The sequence below is a fragment of the Shewanella sp. Sh95 genome (assembly GCF_001308045.1).
In the GTDB taxonomy this organism is placed as follows: domain Bacteria; phylum Pseudomonadota; class Gammaproteobacteria; order Enterobacterales; family Shewanellaceae; genus Shewanella; species Shewanella xiamenensis.
In genome coordinates, this window is record NZ_LGYY01000020.1 from 1 (window position 1) to 16719 (window position 16719).

The window sequence follows — 16719 nt, forward strand, 5'->3', positions numbered from 1 at the left end:
TTGGAGGTACTCAGGCGGCCTGATTATCAAATCACGGAGAAAGAATTGCTGGCGGCCTGGGTATTATTCGCCAATCAGTTGCTCAAATATGGCTATGCTATGGCTGATTTATGAGGGGATCCTTCAGCATTAAGCTGGTTTTTTGTGCCTAAAATTCACTTCTTGTGCTCCATATTTGTTTCAATCAGTTGTAACTACTCGCCCGTCGGGCTCAGCCCCTTATAAACAACGGGCGAAGGTCGTTGGCTCAAATCCCCTCCAAATAACCAGCCATCAACTCACTCAGTTTACTTATCTTTTCCCCTGCCCCTGTTCGGCTTTATATATCTCATTTCCAAAAGCGCCGGCGATTTTCATCAAGCCTAATAAATGCCACGATTTCAGTCATAAATGCCAACAGAGTCGTTTGCCGCCCAATACGCATTTCTGCTATGATCCGTCGCTGACTAATCATAATTCCACAAATTGGCAGATAATCAGCACTCAAGCTTTATCTTGCGATACCAATCCATCGCCTGCAGGTACAAATATGATTAACCACTTTAGTGTGCTTGGTATCAAACCTAGCGCCAAAGAAGACGACATTAAAAAAGCCTATCGTCGGCTCTCAAACAAGTATCATCCTGATAAGTTGTTAGGTGCCTCTGATGACGAAAAAGAGCAAGCGTCACAGCAACTTGAACGCGTCAAAAAAGCGTATGAAGTCTTGTCCGATCCGAAGCTTAGAAATGCGTTTATCCGAGATTTCAACAATGTGATAGTGACGGATCCGAATGGCGCAATGCGTGAATTATGGGATCAGTTCTACCCTTAATATTTTATTTTTAGCGCCGAATTAACGAGCGGTTAAATCCGCACTTTCTACGCCGAATAAATTATTTCTGCGCTTTATTTCGAGACAAGCCCATGGCCAAAAAACTGAATATCTCACGCATTAATGAGCTTAAGACCAATGCCTACGACAATATCGAGTCCTATGATGACCCGGATACCCCCAAGGCACTGGAACAATTTACCAGTCAAATCAAAAAAGTATTACAAGCCGATCCTAAAATGCTCGAGTCGGTACCCGAGTATTTGCCGGTTGCACTGTATGGCCGAGTCAAATTTCCAAGTGATGCCAAGCTCAAATGGGCCCATTGGATCAATACGGCAACGCAACCTGAGTGGGATGAGTTTAAGGTCACAATCGGCTTTAACAATGCCGATTTGCCATTAGTGCTAGCAGTGCGCGCTTACTCAGAGGATTTACTGATTGAAAGCTGCGCCGTGCTGTACTTATTGGAAAACCAAGGCAAAAGTACGCCAGCCCCTAAACGCAGTGCTGACGATGATTTTGAAGATGAAGACAGTGATTACGCCGACTATTCCGATGACGATGATGATGACGGCGAAGAGGAAGATGGCTATTACGATCAGTACGATGATGAGGACCGCTAATGAACACCAGTCTCATTGAGATAACCGTTGCCGAGATTAAAGAGCTCGCCGATGTCGAGCCAAAACAGGCCAGTAAACGTTTCGAACTCATCGCCACCACAATGAACGATGAGCAATTAGTCGAAGTCATTGAAAAAATGGATATTGTGACACTGACGCAAATCAACAGTCACCACGATATCTCCTGCCCGTCAATTATGTCGGAGCTGATGACACCTGAGCAAATTCGCGACATCGTCTGTCAGCAACCTTTGTATTGGGAAGAAAAAATCAAAAATAATGCCGAAGAACTCATTCAGCATACCTTTGATTTTTTAACTTATTTAATTCGTATTCAAGATAGCGAAGAAAAACAAACCGCTATTTTAGAGTGCATTGCCGAAGATCCCGCCGGCCTCTTCTATCTGTCTATCCCTTTTATCGAGATGATGCTGGGCGAACGCCACGACGATGAAGACCACTTCAACGATTATTATGACGATGAAGAAGATACTGATACCGTCGGCTATGACAACCGCGTCGCCAGCGAAGAAGCCCATAGCTTAAGCCTAGATGACCCACGTAGTCTGATGGCATTAATCCATGAACTGGCACCCGATGTAGAAAAAGCCATTAAAAACCTGCTGCGTAACGAAAGCTCTGGCTGGGAAATAATCATTAACAAATTCGTTAATGAATTAGTTATCCAAGCCAAAGAGAAAAACCAAGTCACGGACGAATACGCAGAAGTGGATGATATGTTTAGCTTTTTAGATTAAGGATTCCTAGATGCAACTGGTACTGCGTGATTTAGACCAAGGCCCATACCTGAGCAAGGTGTTGGCTAAAGGCCAAGCAGACAACACCCTTAGCGGTGAGCAGCTCGCACAAATCAAATCTAAAGCCATTTTGATGAGCCTCAAATTGGCAGATAAGTTCTACAACAAGTACAAGATGCACTTACTGGAACAAGCGGCGCACGATGTGATTGGCGTCGTTAGTCTCGGGTTAATGGAACTATCGAATAAAGATCAACAACAGGCATTGCGTTTATTGCTCACCAGCGACGGCGTGGTCAAATGCTTCCAAAAGGGCTGGAGCATGCTCAGCGTGGTGAGCAAACATAAGCTAGTCAATGGCAAATCACTCTATGGTGATGTGGATAAATTCCTACTGGAACAAGTCTCTACGCCGCCTGACGCCGAAGAGTGGCTTGGATATGAGGCCTATCAGGATGCATTGGTCGAGCACCAACGTCAGCAATCGATTGCGGCGCTAATGGCGCAGTTTTATGCCCAAACCAGCTACGATCCTTTGGATTTCTTAAATCTAGAGAGCGTATTGGCCGAAGCCGTGCTGTATCGGATGTTGTTTGATAATGCCAAAGTCAGACAAGATTTGAAAAAGCGCATTGCCAAAATCAGCTTGCAGGACGAATGGTTTAGCCTTGAGTATATCGAGCAGCAAACCCAAAAAGCCTTGGCGGAACTCCCCGCGGAGCTGGCCGAGACTATCGGTAAAGATTTGGGGAAAAACTTTGCGCCAGCATTGCTGCGAACACTGCATTTTGCAAAAAGCTACCGTGAGCTGCTGCTCAATGACGCCTCACCTGAGCGTTTAGAAAGATTCGAGCATAAAGAAGGACTCGTCGGTCTACTCGGCTGGCCACTTTATATCGTGCTGTAATCCTTAGCGGGGCGCTAATCAATTAGCGCCCCGTTTTTTATCTGTCGTCTGAATTTGCTTACGCTTCCTTTATCGTCTCGCCACCAGCCGCAATAACAAATACAGGCATAGTTGCATCGGGGCGTAGATAGCCCCAAATCCTGATCCCTTGAGCTTCTTTACTGTAGGGAAGCCGATACTTATGCAGTTGCGCCTCAATATAATCTGTAAAATCCGTGGTCTTTTCCGGCAGCAATCTGCCGCGGTGCTCTCTGTTCAGCGGATCAATTTCAAGCCACTCAATCCTCTCGCAAATAGCGAGTAACTCGTCCCACCACACTGGCGTAAAACCTGGGGTTGGCCCTTCATCCTCCAGCAGCATATAACGCACATGGGGCACAAACTCTGGTGCCTCATGGAGTGCCTGCTCAAGCTTACGCCATTTAGTAAGGTTCATCACTGAGGTTAATTGATACTGATTGAGGTACGCCAAGGTGTCTGCATTCATTGCGATGAGTGTGCTCCCTGTGAGTAAAAATCCATAAGTGGCGTCATCTTAGCTTAAGCGAGGATGTACTTACAGCGACTTAGCTTGAATTTCAAGCACGCTATAGTCCGTTAATATAGCCAGTTAATATAGTCAATTAAGTAAGTGATGAATTAAGTAAGTGAATCAAAGTAAAAAGCCTGCAACAGCAGGCTTTTGATATTTAAAGAAAGAGGCTAACGCTTAACGGTATGTCAGTGTTGTCGTATCCGTTAATTTATCATTGTCTTTAACGGTTAATTCGACGGTATGCTCTCCGCGGCGCGCCAGACGCAGTACTACAGGACCATTGGCGCGGGTGCCATTATCAAACTTCCACTTATGCTGCTTAATAACCCCATCGGTGTCATAGCTAGTCGAAATAAACATATCGACCAGCCATAGATTGATGCGCTGAATTTGGGCAACGGGTGGTTTCTTCACATTTTCAACCACCACTGACACCATTTGCGAGCTGCTATGGCTTAAGCCGTCATTGTCCGTTACGGTTAACGTCACTAGATAATCACCACTTTGCGCATAAGTGTGTGATACCGCCTCTCCAATACCTTGACTATTATCGCCAAAGTCCCACTCAATAGAGACAATTTGGCCGTCGCTATCAATGGAGGTTGAAGTCAGTTGCACACTCGCACCATTCACAAGCTGAGTGAAGCTGGCTTCAGGAGCTACGTTTTCCGCTTCGAGCAGGAGTGAAATCACCACAGGATCATGGTCAGATGATCGATAAGCATCACTAGCGTACAAGTCTTGCACCTGCGCAGGGGTCTTAAACTCTTCGTTGTAATCTAACACACGTGGTTCGTCGGTATTGATATGCCACTCAGTCACATCTAGGACTTTATCCACTAACGCAGCATTCGCGAGCGCATGGTCTAACTGTCCCGATTCACCCGAGAATACATAGGAATAAGGATTAGCTTTTTCAAGTTTGGCGAACAACTCACTAAAGCCAGCGTTAGCCAATGCCATCAGCGGGTCTTCCTTGGCGTAGGAGTTTAAGTCACCAATCAGCAGTACACCTTGCTCAGGATACTGCGCGGCAATCCACTGCCCTGCCGCCGTTGCTGCACGACTACGGGTAATATTGCAGTTGCCTTGACCATCGTTCATATCTGGATCGCCAGCACACTCACTGCCTTTAGATTTCAAGTGATTAACAGCAACCACCACGCTTTCCTCACTGCCGTTTAGCGCGAAGGCTTGAGTCAACATAGGGCGATTTTTGCTGTCGTCGAACAGCGGCTGCGCGGCGTCATCTAAGGGAGAGTTAGCGCTTGATAAAATACGCGCATCCCCCTGAGGGCTCACTTTGTCACTGCGATAAATTAAACCGACGGTAATCGCATCCGTACCTATCGCACTTAAGCTGCTGCCATTGACCTTTGGAATAACATAAGCATAGCGATTTTCACCCACGGCGGCATTGAGGCCCGCCACGAGATCGGCAATCGCCGAGTTGGCGCCAAAGCCATCGTTCTCGATTTCCATCAGACCAAACACATCGGCACTGATCCCCACCATAGCGCTGACAATCTTCGCTTTTTGACGCTCAAACTCACTCAGGGTATTGGCACCACGCGCAGTGGGGAAACCACCGCCCTGTCCATCGCCATTAAAGTAGTTCAGTACGTTAAAGCTGGCGACTTTCAGGTTGCCGCCTTCAGCAAGCACTGGTGATTGTGGGCGAGGATTTTCCGCTACAAAATTAACGGGCTCAGTCGGCATAATGCGATAAAGATTAAAGCCATAGTGCATAACACCAGTAAGGCTCGTGGCTTTATCACCCACACGCACAGTGTTCGATGCGCTTAAACCTGGCGCAGGGAAAATAACCGGATCAGGGTTCTGCGCCGTTAAGCCATCGTCGAGTAAAATACTGTCTTTGAGATTGGCCGCCGTGACGGCTAAAGCATCGGCACCTGGCGCAGCGACTTGTGTCCCAATAAAGTGACGGCTGCTACCGAGTGAAATTTCACCATAGCGGCCCAAATTGTAGACTTCGTTCACGACCAGATCTTGGCTAAAGCGTACGCGCATGCCTTCAAAGGGCTCAAAATCATCGCTTGAGTTGACGGGTAAAGTTACTACCGCGGCACTCGGCAAAGCTTGTCCTGCAACGCAAAGTTTATGATCGGCAACGGTAGTCAGTTCCGTTAAGCCTTGATATTCAGTGACTTTAGCCTTTAAACGTACACGGTCGCCCGCCACGTAACCCGTAGGCGCATTACCGGTATAAACAAACACCCCTTCAGAAGTTTGTGGATCGTTATCGGCTTCGTTGTCGGCCATTTGCACGAAGATGCCCTTTAGGCCAGCTTCTTGGTTACTCACCACAATGGCTTCTACCACTAAGGTTTGTCCGTTTAACGGACTGACATTGGTCGAACCTTGCAGAGCATGGATAGGCGTTGAGGCTTCACCACAGGCTAATGAACTCGGTGGCGGCTCAACAGGATCGGTAGGTGTGCCTGCACTGAACTTACCCAAATCCGAGATATCGTCTTTGGCAAAACCTAACCATGTATTAAAGGTGACAGCATCATCAATAATAGGATCGGCGATTAACTGATCGGGATTGCGGCGTAGCGTGTTGTCCTGGGTCGATAAATCACCACTGCCCCATTCACTGCCTGGATCGACACCCACTTGGCCTAAGCTATCAATCACTTGGTCTTGATAGGTCAGCACAATGGCATCATCACCATTGAAAAAACTCGCGCTGCTTTGTTGATTCGTCACCGCCAGAATATCGGCCGATGCGTCGTTATCAGCGACAACATAAGTTGCCCCTGCCGCTAAGGTGCCATTCAGGGTGATAGTCGTGCCCACATTTGTGCTGCCATTAAAATAGAAGCGCAATTGATACTGGCTTAAGTCGATGCTGTTGGCGGTTGGGTTGTACAGCTCAATGGCTTTGTTATTGCCGCTGCCTTCAACATATTCAGAAATAATTAGATTATCGGCAGCATGAGCAACGCCACAGATGCTACTGATGGCTAACGCCAACAGCGTTTTGTTATTAAACATAATGACCCCTAAAAGTATCTTTTATATTGATATTTGAGTTTATGATTGACCATTTTACGAAGCATTCAGCTTCGAAAACTGACGATACTATAGGGAACAAAGGTTACAAATTAGTTGCACTTAAGTTGCAACTTAAGATGGATATTTAGGCAACGATTTAGCGGATTGTACTAGGAAAAATAGCGAAGATGGCGAGCCTAACTCACCATCTTGTTAACATCCATTACGGTTTCCCGTTATAGCGGTTGCAGCTGCTCATCGAGCAGCGTCACCAACAACAACTCTCCCCGTTCGCTGACTCTAAACTCGCCGTATTTGGCTTGGCTGAAGTGGTCAGCTTGGCCCTCTTCAAAGAAAAAACTATTTGAGGCCAGCTTTACCCTATGATTGCGCAGGCGAAAATCTACCGTGAGTTGATCGGCGGCTTTGGGCTGGTCACGGTAAATACCGACAAAGTGCGCCACTTTTTGCGAATCGAGAGTCAACAGTAGTTGCCCCTGCGTCATCCCCTCAGGCAACGCGGCGCGTACCTCCTGTGCAATGGCATATTCCAAGGCCATATAATCCCCCTGCATAATCGAGCGAGGATCCACTGGCGCTAAGGCAAAACGCACCACTTTGCCATCTTGCAATAACTGCTCAAACTGGGCGATTCGCCAATTCACCATCGTCAGCAAGACCACCACAGTAACAACAACCAATAATAGGACTCTTCGGTGGCTGTTCGCTAAACACAACATAGCCGTCCCCATTACACATGCTCCTCTAACTCAGCTTGTGCGTCTGAGATAGGAAAGTAACGCCACATCACTAATCTCGCGGCAAGCAGTAACAATCCTAATCCCATCAAATACAGCGACTTAAGCATCAGCGTTGTCTCTAATGAATAATAATAACCACCAGCAAAAACCAACCCTGAAGCAATACCCATTCCCTTCAACCAAGACTCATTTGCATAGTGCCCCAACAATATAAGCCACACAGCTGTCGATAAACCCTGCATGGGTAAAGACAGTGCAGTAATCAGCACTAGGCCTAAAAACGCAAACAACCCACTGGGGGCGATGAGTGAGATTTGCCATTGGTTAAACAGACTAACGAGTAGGAAACCACAAAGAGTAAATACTACGAGTAAATGACTAACTGCCATTCCCGACTGCCAACCGGATATAAATAACGCCTCGAAGATCCTATCCATACTGAAGACATGTATTAGTTGAATGGAGAGCAAAAGTGAAGCAGCACCATAGACCAACATCCTCGCCCTCTGATAGTGATATCCTGTGCGATGGATATTTAATAGCACCACACTCAGTAACGACACCAGCAAAGTCGGTGTTAAGTTGAGTAAATGCCACTCAGCCAACAGCCCCGTCAAACAGGCTAATAAACAGAATGCAAATACCCATTGAGCAACCTTGTGTTTTATCATGCCCCAAAGCAACAGAAACAAAGCGGCCATACTCAGATACCAAGCAAGATTAAAGGTATCGCCGAGCAAATCAAACAGTCCCCAAGCAAGGGCAAGCGTACCGCTTAAACATGAGGCAAAGGCAAATTGCTGTAAAAAGTGCTGTTGGCGCCCGCCCCAATACAAGGCGAGTCCTAAGCCTAAATAGATACAACCGATAAACAGAGCGGCTCCCCCTTCGAATCGCCCCCATACACTATCGAAAAGTGACGCCATAAAGCCCAATAAAAACCAGGCGGCAATCCAAGCTGCAAAGGCTTGCATCAACGCAATATACCAAGGTATTTCATGGGATTGGGGCCGTTCTGGTGCGTTCACTTCGCCCTTTGCATACAAACTATTCCAAAGCGTTTGCGCCGCTGAAGCACCAGGATCTTGAGTCGAATCAGTGAGGGGGTTATTCATGACTCAGCTCCTCTCCTACGAGGGATATTGGCGTCATTTCGGCGCTAAATTGCCGTTGTAATCGTACTAACACAGTACTCAAGCCGGTACTTGCCAAAATAATATAAAGCCCAATCAATAAAAAGCCGCCTATAGGATCGCTATTCTTAAACAGCAGTTCGGTTAATAGCACAGCACCCACAGCAATCAAACTAAAACCGCCCAAAGCCAACGGATAAATCTGTAATAATCTGTGCCTGAACCACCAGAATCCCAATAACAAATGAATAAAGTAACCAGCCCACACACCTACAAGTAGTGCCTTAGAATCACTGGGTTCAAAAATCATCCAACAGAGCAATAAGGTAAAACAGCCCATGGCCACAAGTGAACTCGCATACTGCATAAGTGGTGCATGCCAGCGATTGCTCTGGCTTTTGCCCATAAACACAAAAACATAATAGATAGTCAGATTAATAGCCGCAAAGACAAATAACCAAATCTGTTCATCCAAAAGGTAGGATGCGGTATCAGCAAAGAGTCCAAGGCTTAAATTAACTAACCCGAGTAATAACAACCATAAGCCATCAAAACCTGCCACCCAAGCTAAGGGGATAATGGCTAATGCCCACAACGCAAATAGCTGCCAAGGATCCGCTCCCGTTTGATAGGTCTGGCCCACCAAGGCTAAAAGTCCACCAATTAACATACTCACCACTAACAGTGCCACGTTTGCAAGCGTGGCACCAAAAAGATGATGATGGGCATCAACTTGCCTCAACATGCTGCGGTAATACAGCCAAACAAAGCACACAAGGCTAATCAATAGCGCGGCTTCAATCAGGGCAAATTTGCTTATTCTGTCTAGGGACTGCCAATTGTAAGCAAAAAAGAAAATAATCCCCGTCACTAGGCTTAACGCCCCCGCCCACTGAAGCAAAAGGGATAATAACCGCTGCCAACTGAGAGAGTTGGGCGACACCAATACGCTGCGAAACAACTCATTTGCCTGCGCCCGAGTAATATGTCCTTGCTCCAGCCACTCATAAACTTGAGAAGTAAGATTGCGCAATATGAAACTTCCTTATTTTTGATACTGACTCACACAAAATACGCATTTAACCAACTTAAGTGCAATAATTAATTGTATTAACTTGTCTCTGTTAAAGATAAGCTTAAGACTTCACGATAAACAGGATAACTTATGCGACTAGCTGTATTACTGAATTTACTATTAGGCCTAGTGTTGAATTTATTCAGTGTTGCAACTGCAGGTCCCCTTTCTCCGGCTCAGACAAAACCCGTTATTCGTGTTGGGGGCTATCAATTTGCTCCCTATGTCAATTTACAGAGCGATGGCCGTTATACAGGCTTAACGCTTGATCTCATCAACGCCCTCAACCAAATTCAGCAAGAAATCAGCTTTGAATTTGTCTCCACCAGCATAGAGCATAGATATAAAGCCTATGCAGCTGGAAGATTCGATATGATCATGTTTGAAAATCCACGCTGGGGGTGGGAAAAACTTAATACAGCATTTATCCCCCTACATATCCATGATGGCGAAGTCTTTATCGCCTTGAAGGAAAAAGTAAAAGATCCTCAGTTTTTTGCTCTGTTCAAAGAGCGAACGCTAGCATTAGTTAAAGGCTACCACTATCGCTTTGCCAACTTCGAAACCGATCCTGCAGTGCTTGAAAAAAACTACAAGGTCGTTTTTGTAAACAGCAATAAAGCATCCATTGAAACCGTACTTCGAAAGCGCGCAGAAATTGCCCCAGTGACCATTTCCTACCTCAATTTTTACCTCGCTTCAAATCCGCAAGATCAACAACTCTATGTATCAAATCAATGGGATCAACATTATTATCATGGCGTGTTAATCAATCCACATTCGAAACTACACCCAGATAAACTCAACCTTTGGTTACAGCAATTGCAGCAAAACGGCAAACTCACAGAGCTCGTGCGCCAATATGGTTTAGAGCTCGCCAGCGAACATAATAGTGCAGGACAAATCACACACTAAGATGTATTGACAGCAATTTAGTGAGCACTATGGTGCCTAAAAGACAATATTAAATCTCAAACCCTCAGTGCGAACTCGATATTGATAAAACGGATTAGTGCAATGCTCCCAACAAGGTAAATAATGATACCAACAACAGGCTCAATGCCATGATATATAAACTAAACCTCTTGTCGGGTTGACCAAGTTTGGCGATATGACAATGCCAAATAGCAAAAATACCGTAATTTAAACCGATAAATAGTAATAAACTGTAGGCATACATACGAGGAACGACACCTAGCGCGCAAGCAAATAAGCTGAGGCTCGTTGTGATCAAAAAGCCCATTTGGCAATAGAATAAACTAAGTAACACTTGCTTATTTAATTGAGCAATATTAGCTCCCTGAAGCATGGCTATAATCTGTAATCTTCCTTGCGATAGGTAATAAATACAAATCATCAAGCTCAATAACGCCGCCACCAATATAGTTAACTGCATAATATTTCCCCTCCTCTGATGCTCTTCAAGAATTGAGAATAGTGCATCTGATTGCGTTAACTGTAAGACCAGCTTAAGCCTAGTTACATTTCGTAATGAGTATGAGATGGATTTAAATCGAGTCGCAGGAATATTATTGAGAGACAAAAATAAAGGAGCCTTATGGCTCCTTTATCATTGGTAATATGGCATAAATCAGTGATGACAATGCTCATCATGAACGTGATCATCGTCCATAAACTCATCATCGCCGTCTTGGTGTTGCATCACACCCCAACCATCGGTCATGCCGCCAAACTCGGCCGCAAAATCATTGAGAATGGTTTCTTGCTCAACCAAGTCATCGTAGTCTGGCACCATGTTGATGCATACGATGATTTCCCACTTGCCTAGCTCATCATTCAAATTCAGCTCAACTTCACCTTCGAGATCCGAATTGGCTAATTCTTCAAGTGCAGTTTCAGCATCACGCTGATCATCAAAAACTAAAAAGAAATCAACATCGAGGGCTTTAGTAAGGTCAATTCCGGCTTCAGCCATTGCGGCCAGCATTTTACCATTATCGTCGTCTGGAAATTGCATATCCTACTCCACAGTATCAGGCTTATTCAGCCGCAATGATTTGAACCGATTCACCGTTAAAACTGACAATATCACCCGCAACGACTTTTTTACGTTTGCGGGTTTCTACTTCGCCATTGACGGTAACCAAACCTTCATCAATAACATGCTTCGCTTCGCCACCGGCATTCGACATACCTTGTACCTTTAATACTTTGTACAATTCAATAAAATCTTCGCCGGGATGCAAAACTAACTGATTAATTTGCGTCACTTAAATACGCCTCAAAAAATAAACCTGCGGCATTATAGCAGCATGTCCATTGCGATGCAGATAATTTAACTTATCTTTGCCTTTCATCGGCGAGCAGGCCATAGGCGCATTCATCTAGCCACTCATCGCCTATCTTAAAATGCTGCCTAAATACGCCTTCGAGTTGAAAACCACATTTTTCCATCACTCGTGCCGAACCTATATTGTCTTTGGCGCAGTATCCGACGAATTTATGTATTGATAAGCTCAAACAGGCCCAATCAATGACAGCTTGCAAACTCTCAGTGGCATAGCCTTTGCCTTGTCCCGCGTGCGCCAGCAAATAACCGACCTCAGCACGTTGTTCTTCCACACTTTGGCAATGAAGACCGGTTAAACCGATAAACTCACTGGTATCCAGAGTTTCGATCGTCAGCGTAAGCCAATCGCCAGAGGTATAATCCCAAATGACCTCACGCCGCTCAAACTTTTGCCGGATAACCTCGGGAGCCTCAGGAATACGCACGTAGCGATTGATGTCAGGATCTTGGTGTAATGCCAAGAAGTGTGGCCAATCCTGCTCTTGTAAACAGCGAAGTCTTAATCTGTCGGTATAGAGTTCAAGCATAGCGGCTCCCCAATGGATGGACGAACTAAAAAAAATGGCAGCTAAACGCTGCCATTGTCTCGGCAAGAAGACGATTAACCGCGGCTGGTGACTTCGAGTAAGTGGTAACCAAACTGGGTTTTAACTGGACCTTGAACCACGTTTAATGGCGCACTAAATACCACTTCATCAAACTCACGCACCATCATGCCTGGGCCGAATGAACCTAATTCACCACCTTGAGCGCCCGATGGGCATGAAGAATGAGCGCGCGCGATTTGCGCAAAATCAGCACCGTCGAGGATCTGTTGTTTAAGTGCTTGGCACTGCTCTTCACTGCTGACTAACAAATGTCTTGCTGTAGCCTGAACCATGATAAAACTCCCTGAATAATGCTGAGACATTTGCCCCAAATATCATATGGTTCCCGTTTTTATGACTGAAAACGAGATGTGAATGTTGAGTATAAAAACATTATGTTTAATTAAAAAGCTTTAAACCGCACCGTTATCAATTTTGTTATCGATAACGGCGCTACATAATCGACTCCGTGTTAAGCCTTAGTCGCCGCTATCCAGCGATCAATTTTCTGTTCCATCACCGCCATAGGTAGTGAGCCAGAAGTCAGAATCTGATCATGGAAAGCCTTAAGATCAAACTTATCACCTAGGGCTTTTTCAGCACGCTCACGTAGGGCAAGAATTTTTAGTTGACCCACTTTATAAGACAATGCTTGGCCAGGAATAGCCATATAACGTTCAACCTCGGCAATAATATCCGACTCGGCCATGGGCGAATTGTCCTTCATGTATTGAATCGCTTGTTCGCGACTCCAGCCTTTGGCATGTAATCCCGTATCCACCACCAAACGCATCGCACGCAGCATTTCGTCTGAAAGCTTACCAAAGTACTGATAAGGGTCGCTAAAGAGCCCCATTTCGATGCCTAAGTATTCAGCATACAGCGCCCAGCCCTCTTCAAACGCGGTATAACCGCTGAAGCGTTGAAACTCAGGCACACCCGTTAACTCTTGCTTAATAGCGATTTGGAAATGGTGACCTGGCGCCGCTTCATGCAGTGACAGTGTCGTCATGCCCCATTTCGGCTGAGCTTTCAAGTTATAGGTGTTGATATAAAACACCCCTGGACGGCTCCCATCCACGGCTGGTGATTCATAGGATGCGCCCGCAGCAGATTGCTCTCTAAAGCTTTCAACCGGTTTAACCACATAGTCGGCCTTTGGCATTACATTAAAATACTGTGGCAATACTTGGTTAATCTTATCTTTCAACACCATATAACCATCGATTAAGCCTTGGCGATCGCCATAGAAGTATTGTGGCTCAGACGATAAAGAGGCAAAAAAGGCTTTTAAGTCACCTTTAAAACCCACTTGCTCACGGACTTTGTCCATATCAGAAAGGATTCGTGCGACCTCATTCAGACCAATTTGGTGAATTTCATCCACTGGCATGGTTGTGGTGGTATGAGAATTGGCTAAATGCTGATACCAAGCTTTACCATTTGGTAGACCAGACCAACCATCCGTTGCACGGGACTTAGGCAAGTAAGTCTGCTTAAAGTAATCGCGCAGCCCCGCTAATGCAGGCACTAAACGCTCATTAATCATCGCCTGATAACTTACCGTTAGCTCAGCTTTATCTTGATCCGAAAAACCTTCTGGGAAGTGATTAATCGGTGAATAGAAAATACTTTGGCTGGCATCGGTCGTCAGCATAGCATCTAACTGTGGAATAATACGCTCTACCAGCACTCGAGGAAGTACAACCTTACTTGCAATCCCCTCATCCATACGCTGTTGAGCAAGCTGGATCCACTGAATAAAACCATTCACACGCTGTTCCCAATTGCGGTAATCTTGAACGGTATTAAAAGGCTGAGCACTTTCACCACTTCCTAGCTGCACCATAGTTATAACAGTACTGTAAAACTGGCTGATAGGCATAAAGCGTGACGGATAGGTTTCATCGACTAACGCTATTTCACGATCATAAACAAACAACGAATAACTTAATTGCAAATCCGCTGGTAATTGCTCAACATCAATAGCCTTAACTTGTGCTAGATAGCGGGTATTTAGATCGTGTCGAGCCTTAAGATACTCTTCAGTTAAATCACCACCAAACTGCGCATTGTAGTCGTTAACACCCACAAAAGTGGCGTAAATAGGCTCGAGCTTCAAGTAGTCTTTAAAATAGGCATCGACGAGTGCAACATAACGCGACTCAGCCGTTTGGGTTTCTGCTTGAGTCGCTGGGGCCTGCGTTGCCCCTTCCTGTGTAACGACTGTTGTTTCAGGCTTTGAGCATCCCTGTAGGGTTAGCACTAAGGCTATCGTTCCCGCAACTACACTTAATTTCATTTTTTATATTTCTCCTTTTACGTCCGAGATAGCCAGACTCTTCCTATACTTACTGAAAAGTCTACTTACGGGATTATTCTATGATCTACTCATTTCGTAACTCAGGTTTTAGAGATCCAGAAACAGGGGTTTACAACCAAACTTATTTCATGGAAGTCTTTAACCGAGAATGGCATAGGCATATACGAGAACAGCAAAGCTTGGCGCTATTGTATCTGTGCCCTCACATTCATGAAACCGTTAAACAACCGCATTTACTCGAATTTTTTACTAAACAAGTACAAGAAGCACTGCTAAGAGCAACAGATTTAATTGCTAGATTAGACCACAATCATTTTGCCTTAGGATTATTCAATATTGATGAAGCAGGTACCGAAGTTGTTCTTAATCGCATAGCAGATCATATTCAAGAATTTAATCAAGAGTTTGGCAAAACTCATAAGCTAAAAATTGACTACAAACTCGCAGCTTGCCTTTGCTTACCGACTCAAGAACAAAAAATTGAATCTATATTCAATAATGTTTCCAAACTTTCACAAGAGCTTGAACGTAAACAACAGCAATCCCAGGCATTAGTAAAGCTTCAATAAACAAAAAGCCCCTTTCGGGGCTTTTTAGATCAACCTAGCAAATTAGATGAATTACAGTTCGACGTTATGCATACGAGCTTTCTCTTTGATGTAAGAGATATAGCTGTTTGCACTCTTCTCTGTCTTCTTATCTTTCGCAGCTAATACAGCACGATTATAAGCAGACTTATACTGTTTCAAACTAAGATGAGCTAAAGCCAGCTCGAAGTTTGCTTCACCGGGATGTTCAATACCTAAAGAGATTGCTTTTTCAAGCACTGGAATCGCTTCATTATATTTCTCACCCAAGCTCAGTAAACGACCTTGCTTCAGATATAGCTTACCATCATTGCTGATTGCAGCAGCTTTACCATAAAAGTCAGCGGCTTCTTTAAACTCTTTCGCATTTTGGTAAAAACCAGCCAAAATCTCATAAGATTTAGCATCTTGTGTGATTAAGCCCGACTTCATATGCTTCTCAAAAACTTTCGCTGCTTGGTATGGCGCACCCTTCTGAGCCATCAGCTGAGCTAAACGAGTAATGTTAGCTCCAGTTTCTAAGAAACCATTACGATATGCCAAGTCATAAGTCGCTAGCGCTTTATCATAGTCTTCGACCATTAGATAAAATTGTGCGAGCTGAACCCATAATCTGCCGTCATCCGGAAATAACGGTACCATGACTTCTAACACACCAACGGCTTTCTTATATTGCTTCTGGTTAAAGTAAGACGTTAACTTCATCTGATACAGACCTTTATCAGGTGACTCAGCAAGTGAAAGGCCTTTATCAGCCACTTCAATTACTTTATCCCACTGCTTAAGCTCTGTATGTGCAATACCAATGCGACGGTACATCTGAGAATCAGTCTTACAGGTGAAATCCATCCATTTGTAATAGTATGGAATCGCTTCCTTAAACTTTTTCTCTTGTAACAACAAATCGGCGTAAAGGCGCAATGTTGCAGCGTGATCGGTACCACCTAAAATATCAGCTTCAACAGCTTGTTTTAGGTACTTGATCGCGGTATCCATCTTGCCTTTTTCGGCGTAGAAGTTACCGAGCATACGCGCGACATAGGCTTTATCGAAATCATTCTTTGGGTTTGCTTCTAACAGAATGGCAATCGCTTCGTCAACTTGACCATTCGTATAAGCTTCAAAGGACTTCTGGACCTTTTTCGCAGCACTCTCACCTACCGCTTTAGATTGACGTTTATCAACTTCGCACTTTTCAGCTGCAATAGCAGAAGAAACTGATAACGCACCACCACAAAGGGAAAGTAATAACGCAACTGCGATTTTATTAGCATTACGCAT

Annotated in this window: 18 protein-coding genes; 6 read left to right on the forward strand and 12 right to left on the reverse strand. The window is 44.8% G+C overall.

The features are described from left to right. The first annotated feature begins 529 nt into the window (after positions 1-529). From AEA42_RS01305 to AEA42_RS01320, 4 genes are all read left to right on the forward strand, one after another. Complete coding sequence (locus AEA42_RS01305; RefSeq protein ID WP_037417359.1) at positions 530-814, forward strand: J domain-containing protein; 285 nt, start codon at positions 530-532, stop codon at positions 812-814. A 92-nt stretch (positions 815-906) separates the two neighbouring features. After that, positions 907-1440, forward strand: a complete 534-nt coding sequence (locus AEA42_RS01310) for a hypothetical protein (RefSeq protein ID WP_037430976.1) — start codon at positions 907-909, stop codon at positions 1438-1440. Beyond that, a complete protein-coding gene (locus AEA42_RS01315; protein WP_055646743.1) occupies positions 1440-2198 on the forward strand; it encodes a hypothetical protein in 759 nt (252 codons plus the stop codon). Before AEA42_RS01310 ends, AEA42_RS01315 begins: the two co-directional genes overlap by 1 nt. 10 nt (positions 2199-2208) lie before the next feature. Continuing rightward, positions 2209-3105 carry a hypothetical protein gene (locus tag AEA42_RS01320; RefSeq protein ID WP_055646744.1) on the forward strand — a complete coding sequence of 299 codons (897 nt, stop codon included), beginning with the start codon at positions 2209-2211 and terminating at the stop codon, positions 3103-3105. A gap of 58 nt (positions 3106-3163) precedes the next feature. Here the strand turns inward: AEA42_RS01320 and AEA42_RS01325 are convergent, their stop codons facing one another. The 5 genes from AEA42_RS01325 to AEA42_RS01345 all read right to left on the reverse strand — a co-directional run bounded on the left by AEA42_RS01325 (position 3164) and on the right by AEA42_RS01345 (position 9588). Beyond that, positions 3164-3592 (reverse strand): DUF6678 family protein, encoded by a 429-nt coding sequence (locus AEA42_RS01325; RefSeq protein WP_055646745.1) that lies wholly within the window; start codon positions 3590-3592, stop codon positions 3164-3166. A 222-nt stretch (positions 3593-3814) separates the two neighbouring features. Beyond that, on the reverse strand, positions 3815-6661 hold the full coding sequence (locus AEA42_RS01330) for an ExeM/NucH family extracellular endonuclease (protein WP_055646746.1): 2847 nt from the start codon (positions 6659-6661) through the stop codon (positions 3815-3817). 236 nt (positions 6662-6897) lie between these two features. Next, positions 6898-7413: a GDYXXLXY domain-containing protein gene (locus AEA42_RS01335; protein ID WP_047536158.1), complete on the reverse strand. Its 516-nt coding sequence runs from the start codon at positions 7411-7413 to the stop codon at positions 6898-6900. Next, on the reverse strand, positions 7413-8537 hold the full coding sequence (locus tag AEA42_RS01340; RefSeq protein ID WP_047536161.1) for a DUF4401 domain-containing protein: 1125 nt from the start codon (positions 8535-8537) through the stop codon (positions 7413-7415). The genes AEA42_RS01335 and AEA42_RS01340 overlap by 1 nt, the downstream gene beginning before the upstream one ends. Continuing rightward, on the reverse strand, positions 8530-9588 hold the full coding sequence (locus tag AEA42_RS01345) for a DUF2157 domain-containing protein (protein WP_055646747.1): 1059 nt from the start codon (positions 9586-9588) through the stop codon (positions 8530-8532). Before AEA42_RS01345 ends, AEA42_RS01340 begins: the two co-directional genes overlap by 8 nt. Positions 9589-9720: 132 nt before the next feature. On the opposite strand from AEA42_RS01345, the gene AEA42_RS01350 reads away from it, so the two are divergent. Further along, positions 9721-10545 carry a transporter substrate-binding domain-containing protein gene (locus AEA42_RS01350; protein WP_037428116.1) on the forward strand — a complete coding sequence of 275 codons (825 nt, stop codon included), beginning with the start codon at positions 9721-9723 and terminating at the stop codon, positions 10543-10545. 94 nt (positions 10546-10639) lie between these two features. Here the strand turns inward: AEA42_RS01350 and AEA42_RS01355 are convergent, their stop codons facing one another. The 6 genes from AEA42_RS01355 to AEA42_RS01380 form a co-directional block, all read right to left on the reverse strand. Next, entirely contained in the window at positions 10640-11026 is a 387-nt protein-coding gene (locus tag AEA42_RS01355; protein ID WP_055646748.1) for a hypothetical protein, read from the reverse strand. A 195-nt stretch (positions 11027-11221) separates the two neighbouring features. Further along, positions 11222-11608: a ribonuclease E inhibitor RraB gene (locus AEA42_RS01360; RefSeq protein WP_037417296.1), complete on the reverse strand. Its 387-nt coding sequence runs from the start codon at positions 11606-11608 to the stop codon at positions 11222-11224. 22 nt (positions 11609-11630) lie between these two features. Next, positions 11631-11861, reverse strand: a complete 231-nt coding sequence (locus tag AEA42_RS01365; RefSeq protein ID WP_037417290.1) for an RNA-binding S4 domain-containing protein — start codon at positions 11859-11861, stop codon at positions 11631-11633. A gap of 70 nt (positions 11862-11931) precedes the next feature. Then, the gene (locus AEA42_RS01370; RefSeq protein ID WP_055646749.1) at positions 11932-12468 is read right to left on the reverse strand and encodes a GNAT family protein; all 537 of its coding nucleotides are present in this window, start codon (positions 12466-12468) and stop codon (positions 11932-11934) included. 74 nt (positions 12469-12542) lie between these two features. Further along, the gene (locus AEA42_RS01375) at positions 12543-12821 is read right to left on the reverse strand and encodes a peptidylprolyl isomerase (protein ID WP_011623210.1); all 279 of its coding nucleotides are present in this window, start codon (positions 12819-12821) and stop codon (positions 12543-12545) included. A 179-nt stretch (positions 12822-13000) separates the two neighbouring features. Further along, positions 13001-14830: a DUF885 domain-containing protein gene (locus AEA42_RS01380; protein ID WP_055646750.1), complete on the reverse strand. Its 1830-nt coding sequence runs from the start codon at positions 14828-14830 to the stop codon at positions 13001-13003. An 80-nt stretch (positions 14831-14910) separates the two neighbouring features. Between AEA42_RS01380 and AEA42_RS01385 the strand changes: the two genes are divergently transcribed. Then, positions 14911-15420, forward strand: coding sequence for a diguanylate cyclase (locus AEA42_RS01385; protein WP_037428125.1), 510 nt, complete (start codon positions 14911-14913; stop codon positions 15418-15420). Positions 15421-15471: 51 nt separating this feature from the next. Here AEA42_RS01385 and AEA42_RS01390 read toward each other — a convergent pair whose 3' ends face one another. Then, on the reverse strand, positions 15472-16719 hold the full coding sequence (locus AEA42_RS01390) for a tetratricopeptide repeat protein (RefSeq protein WP_037417278.1): 1248 nt from the start codon (positions 16717-16719) through the stop codon (positions 15472-15474).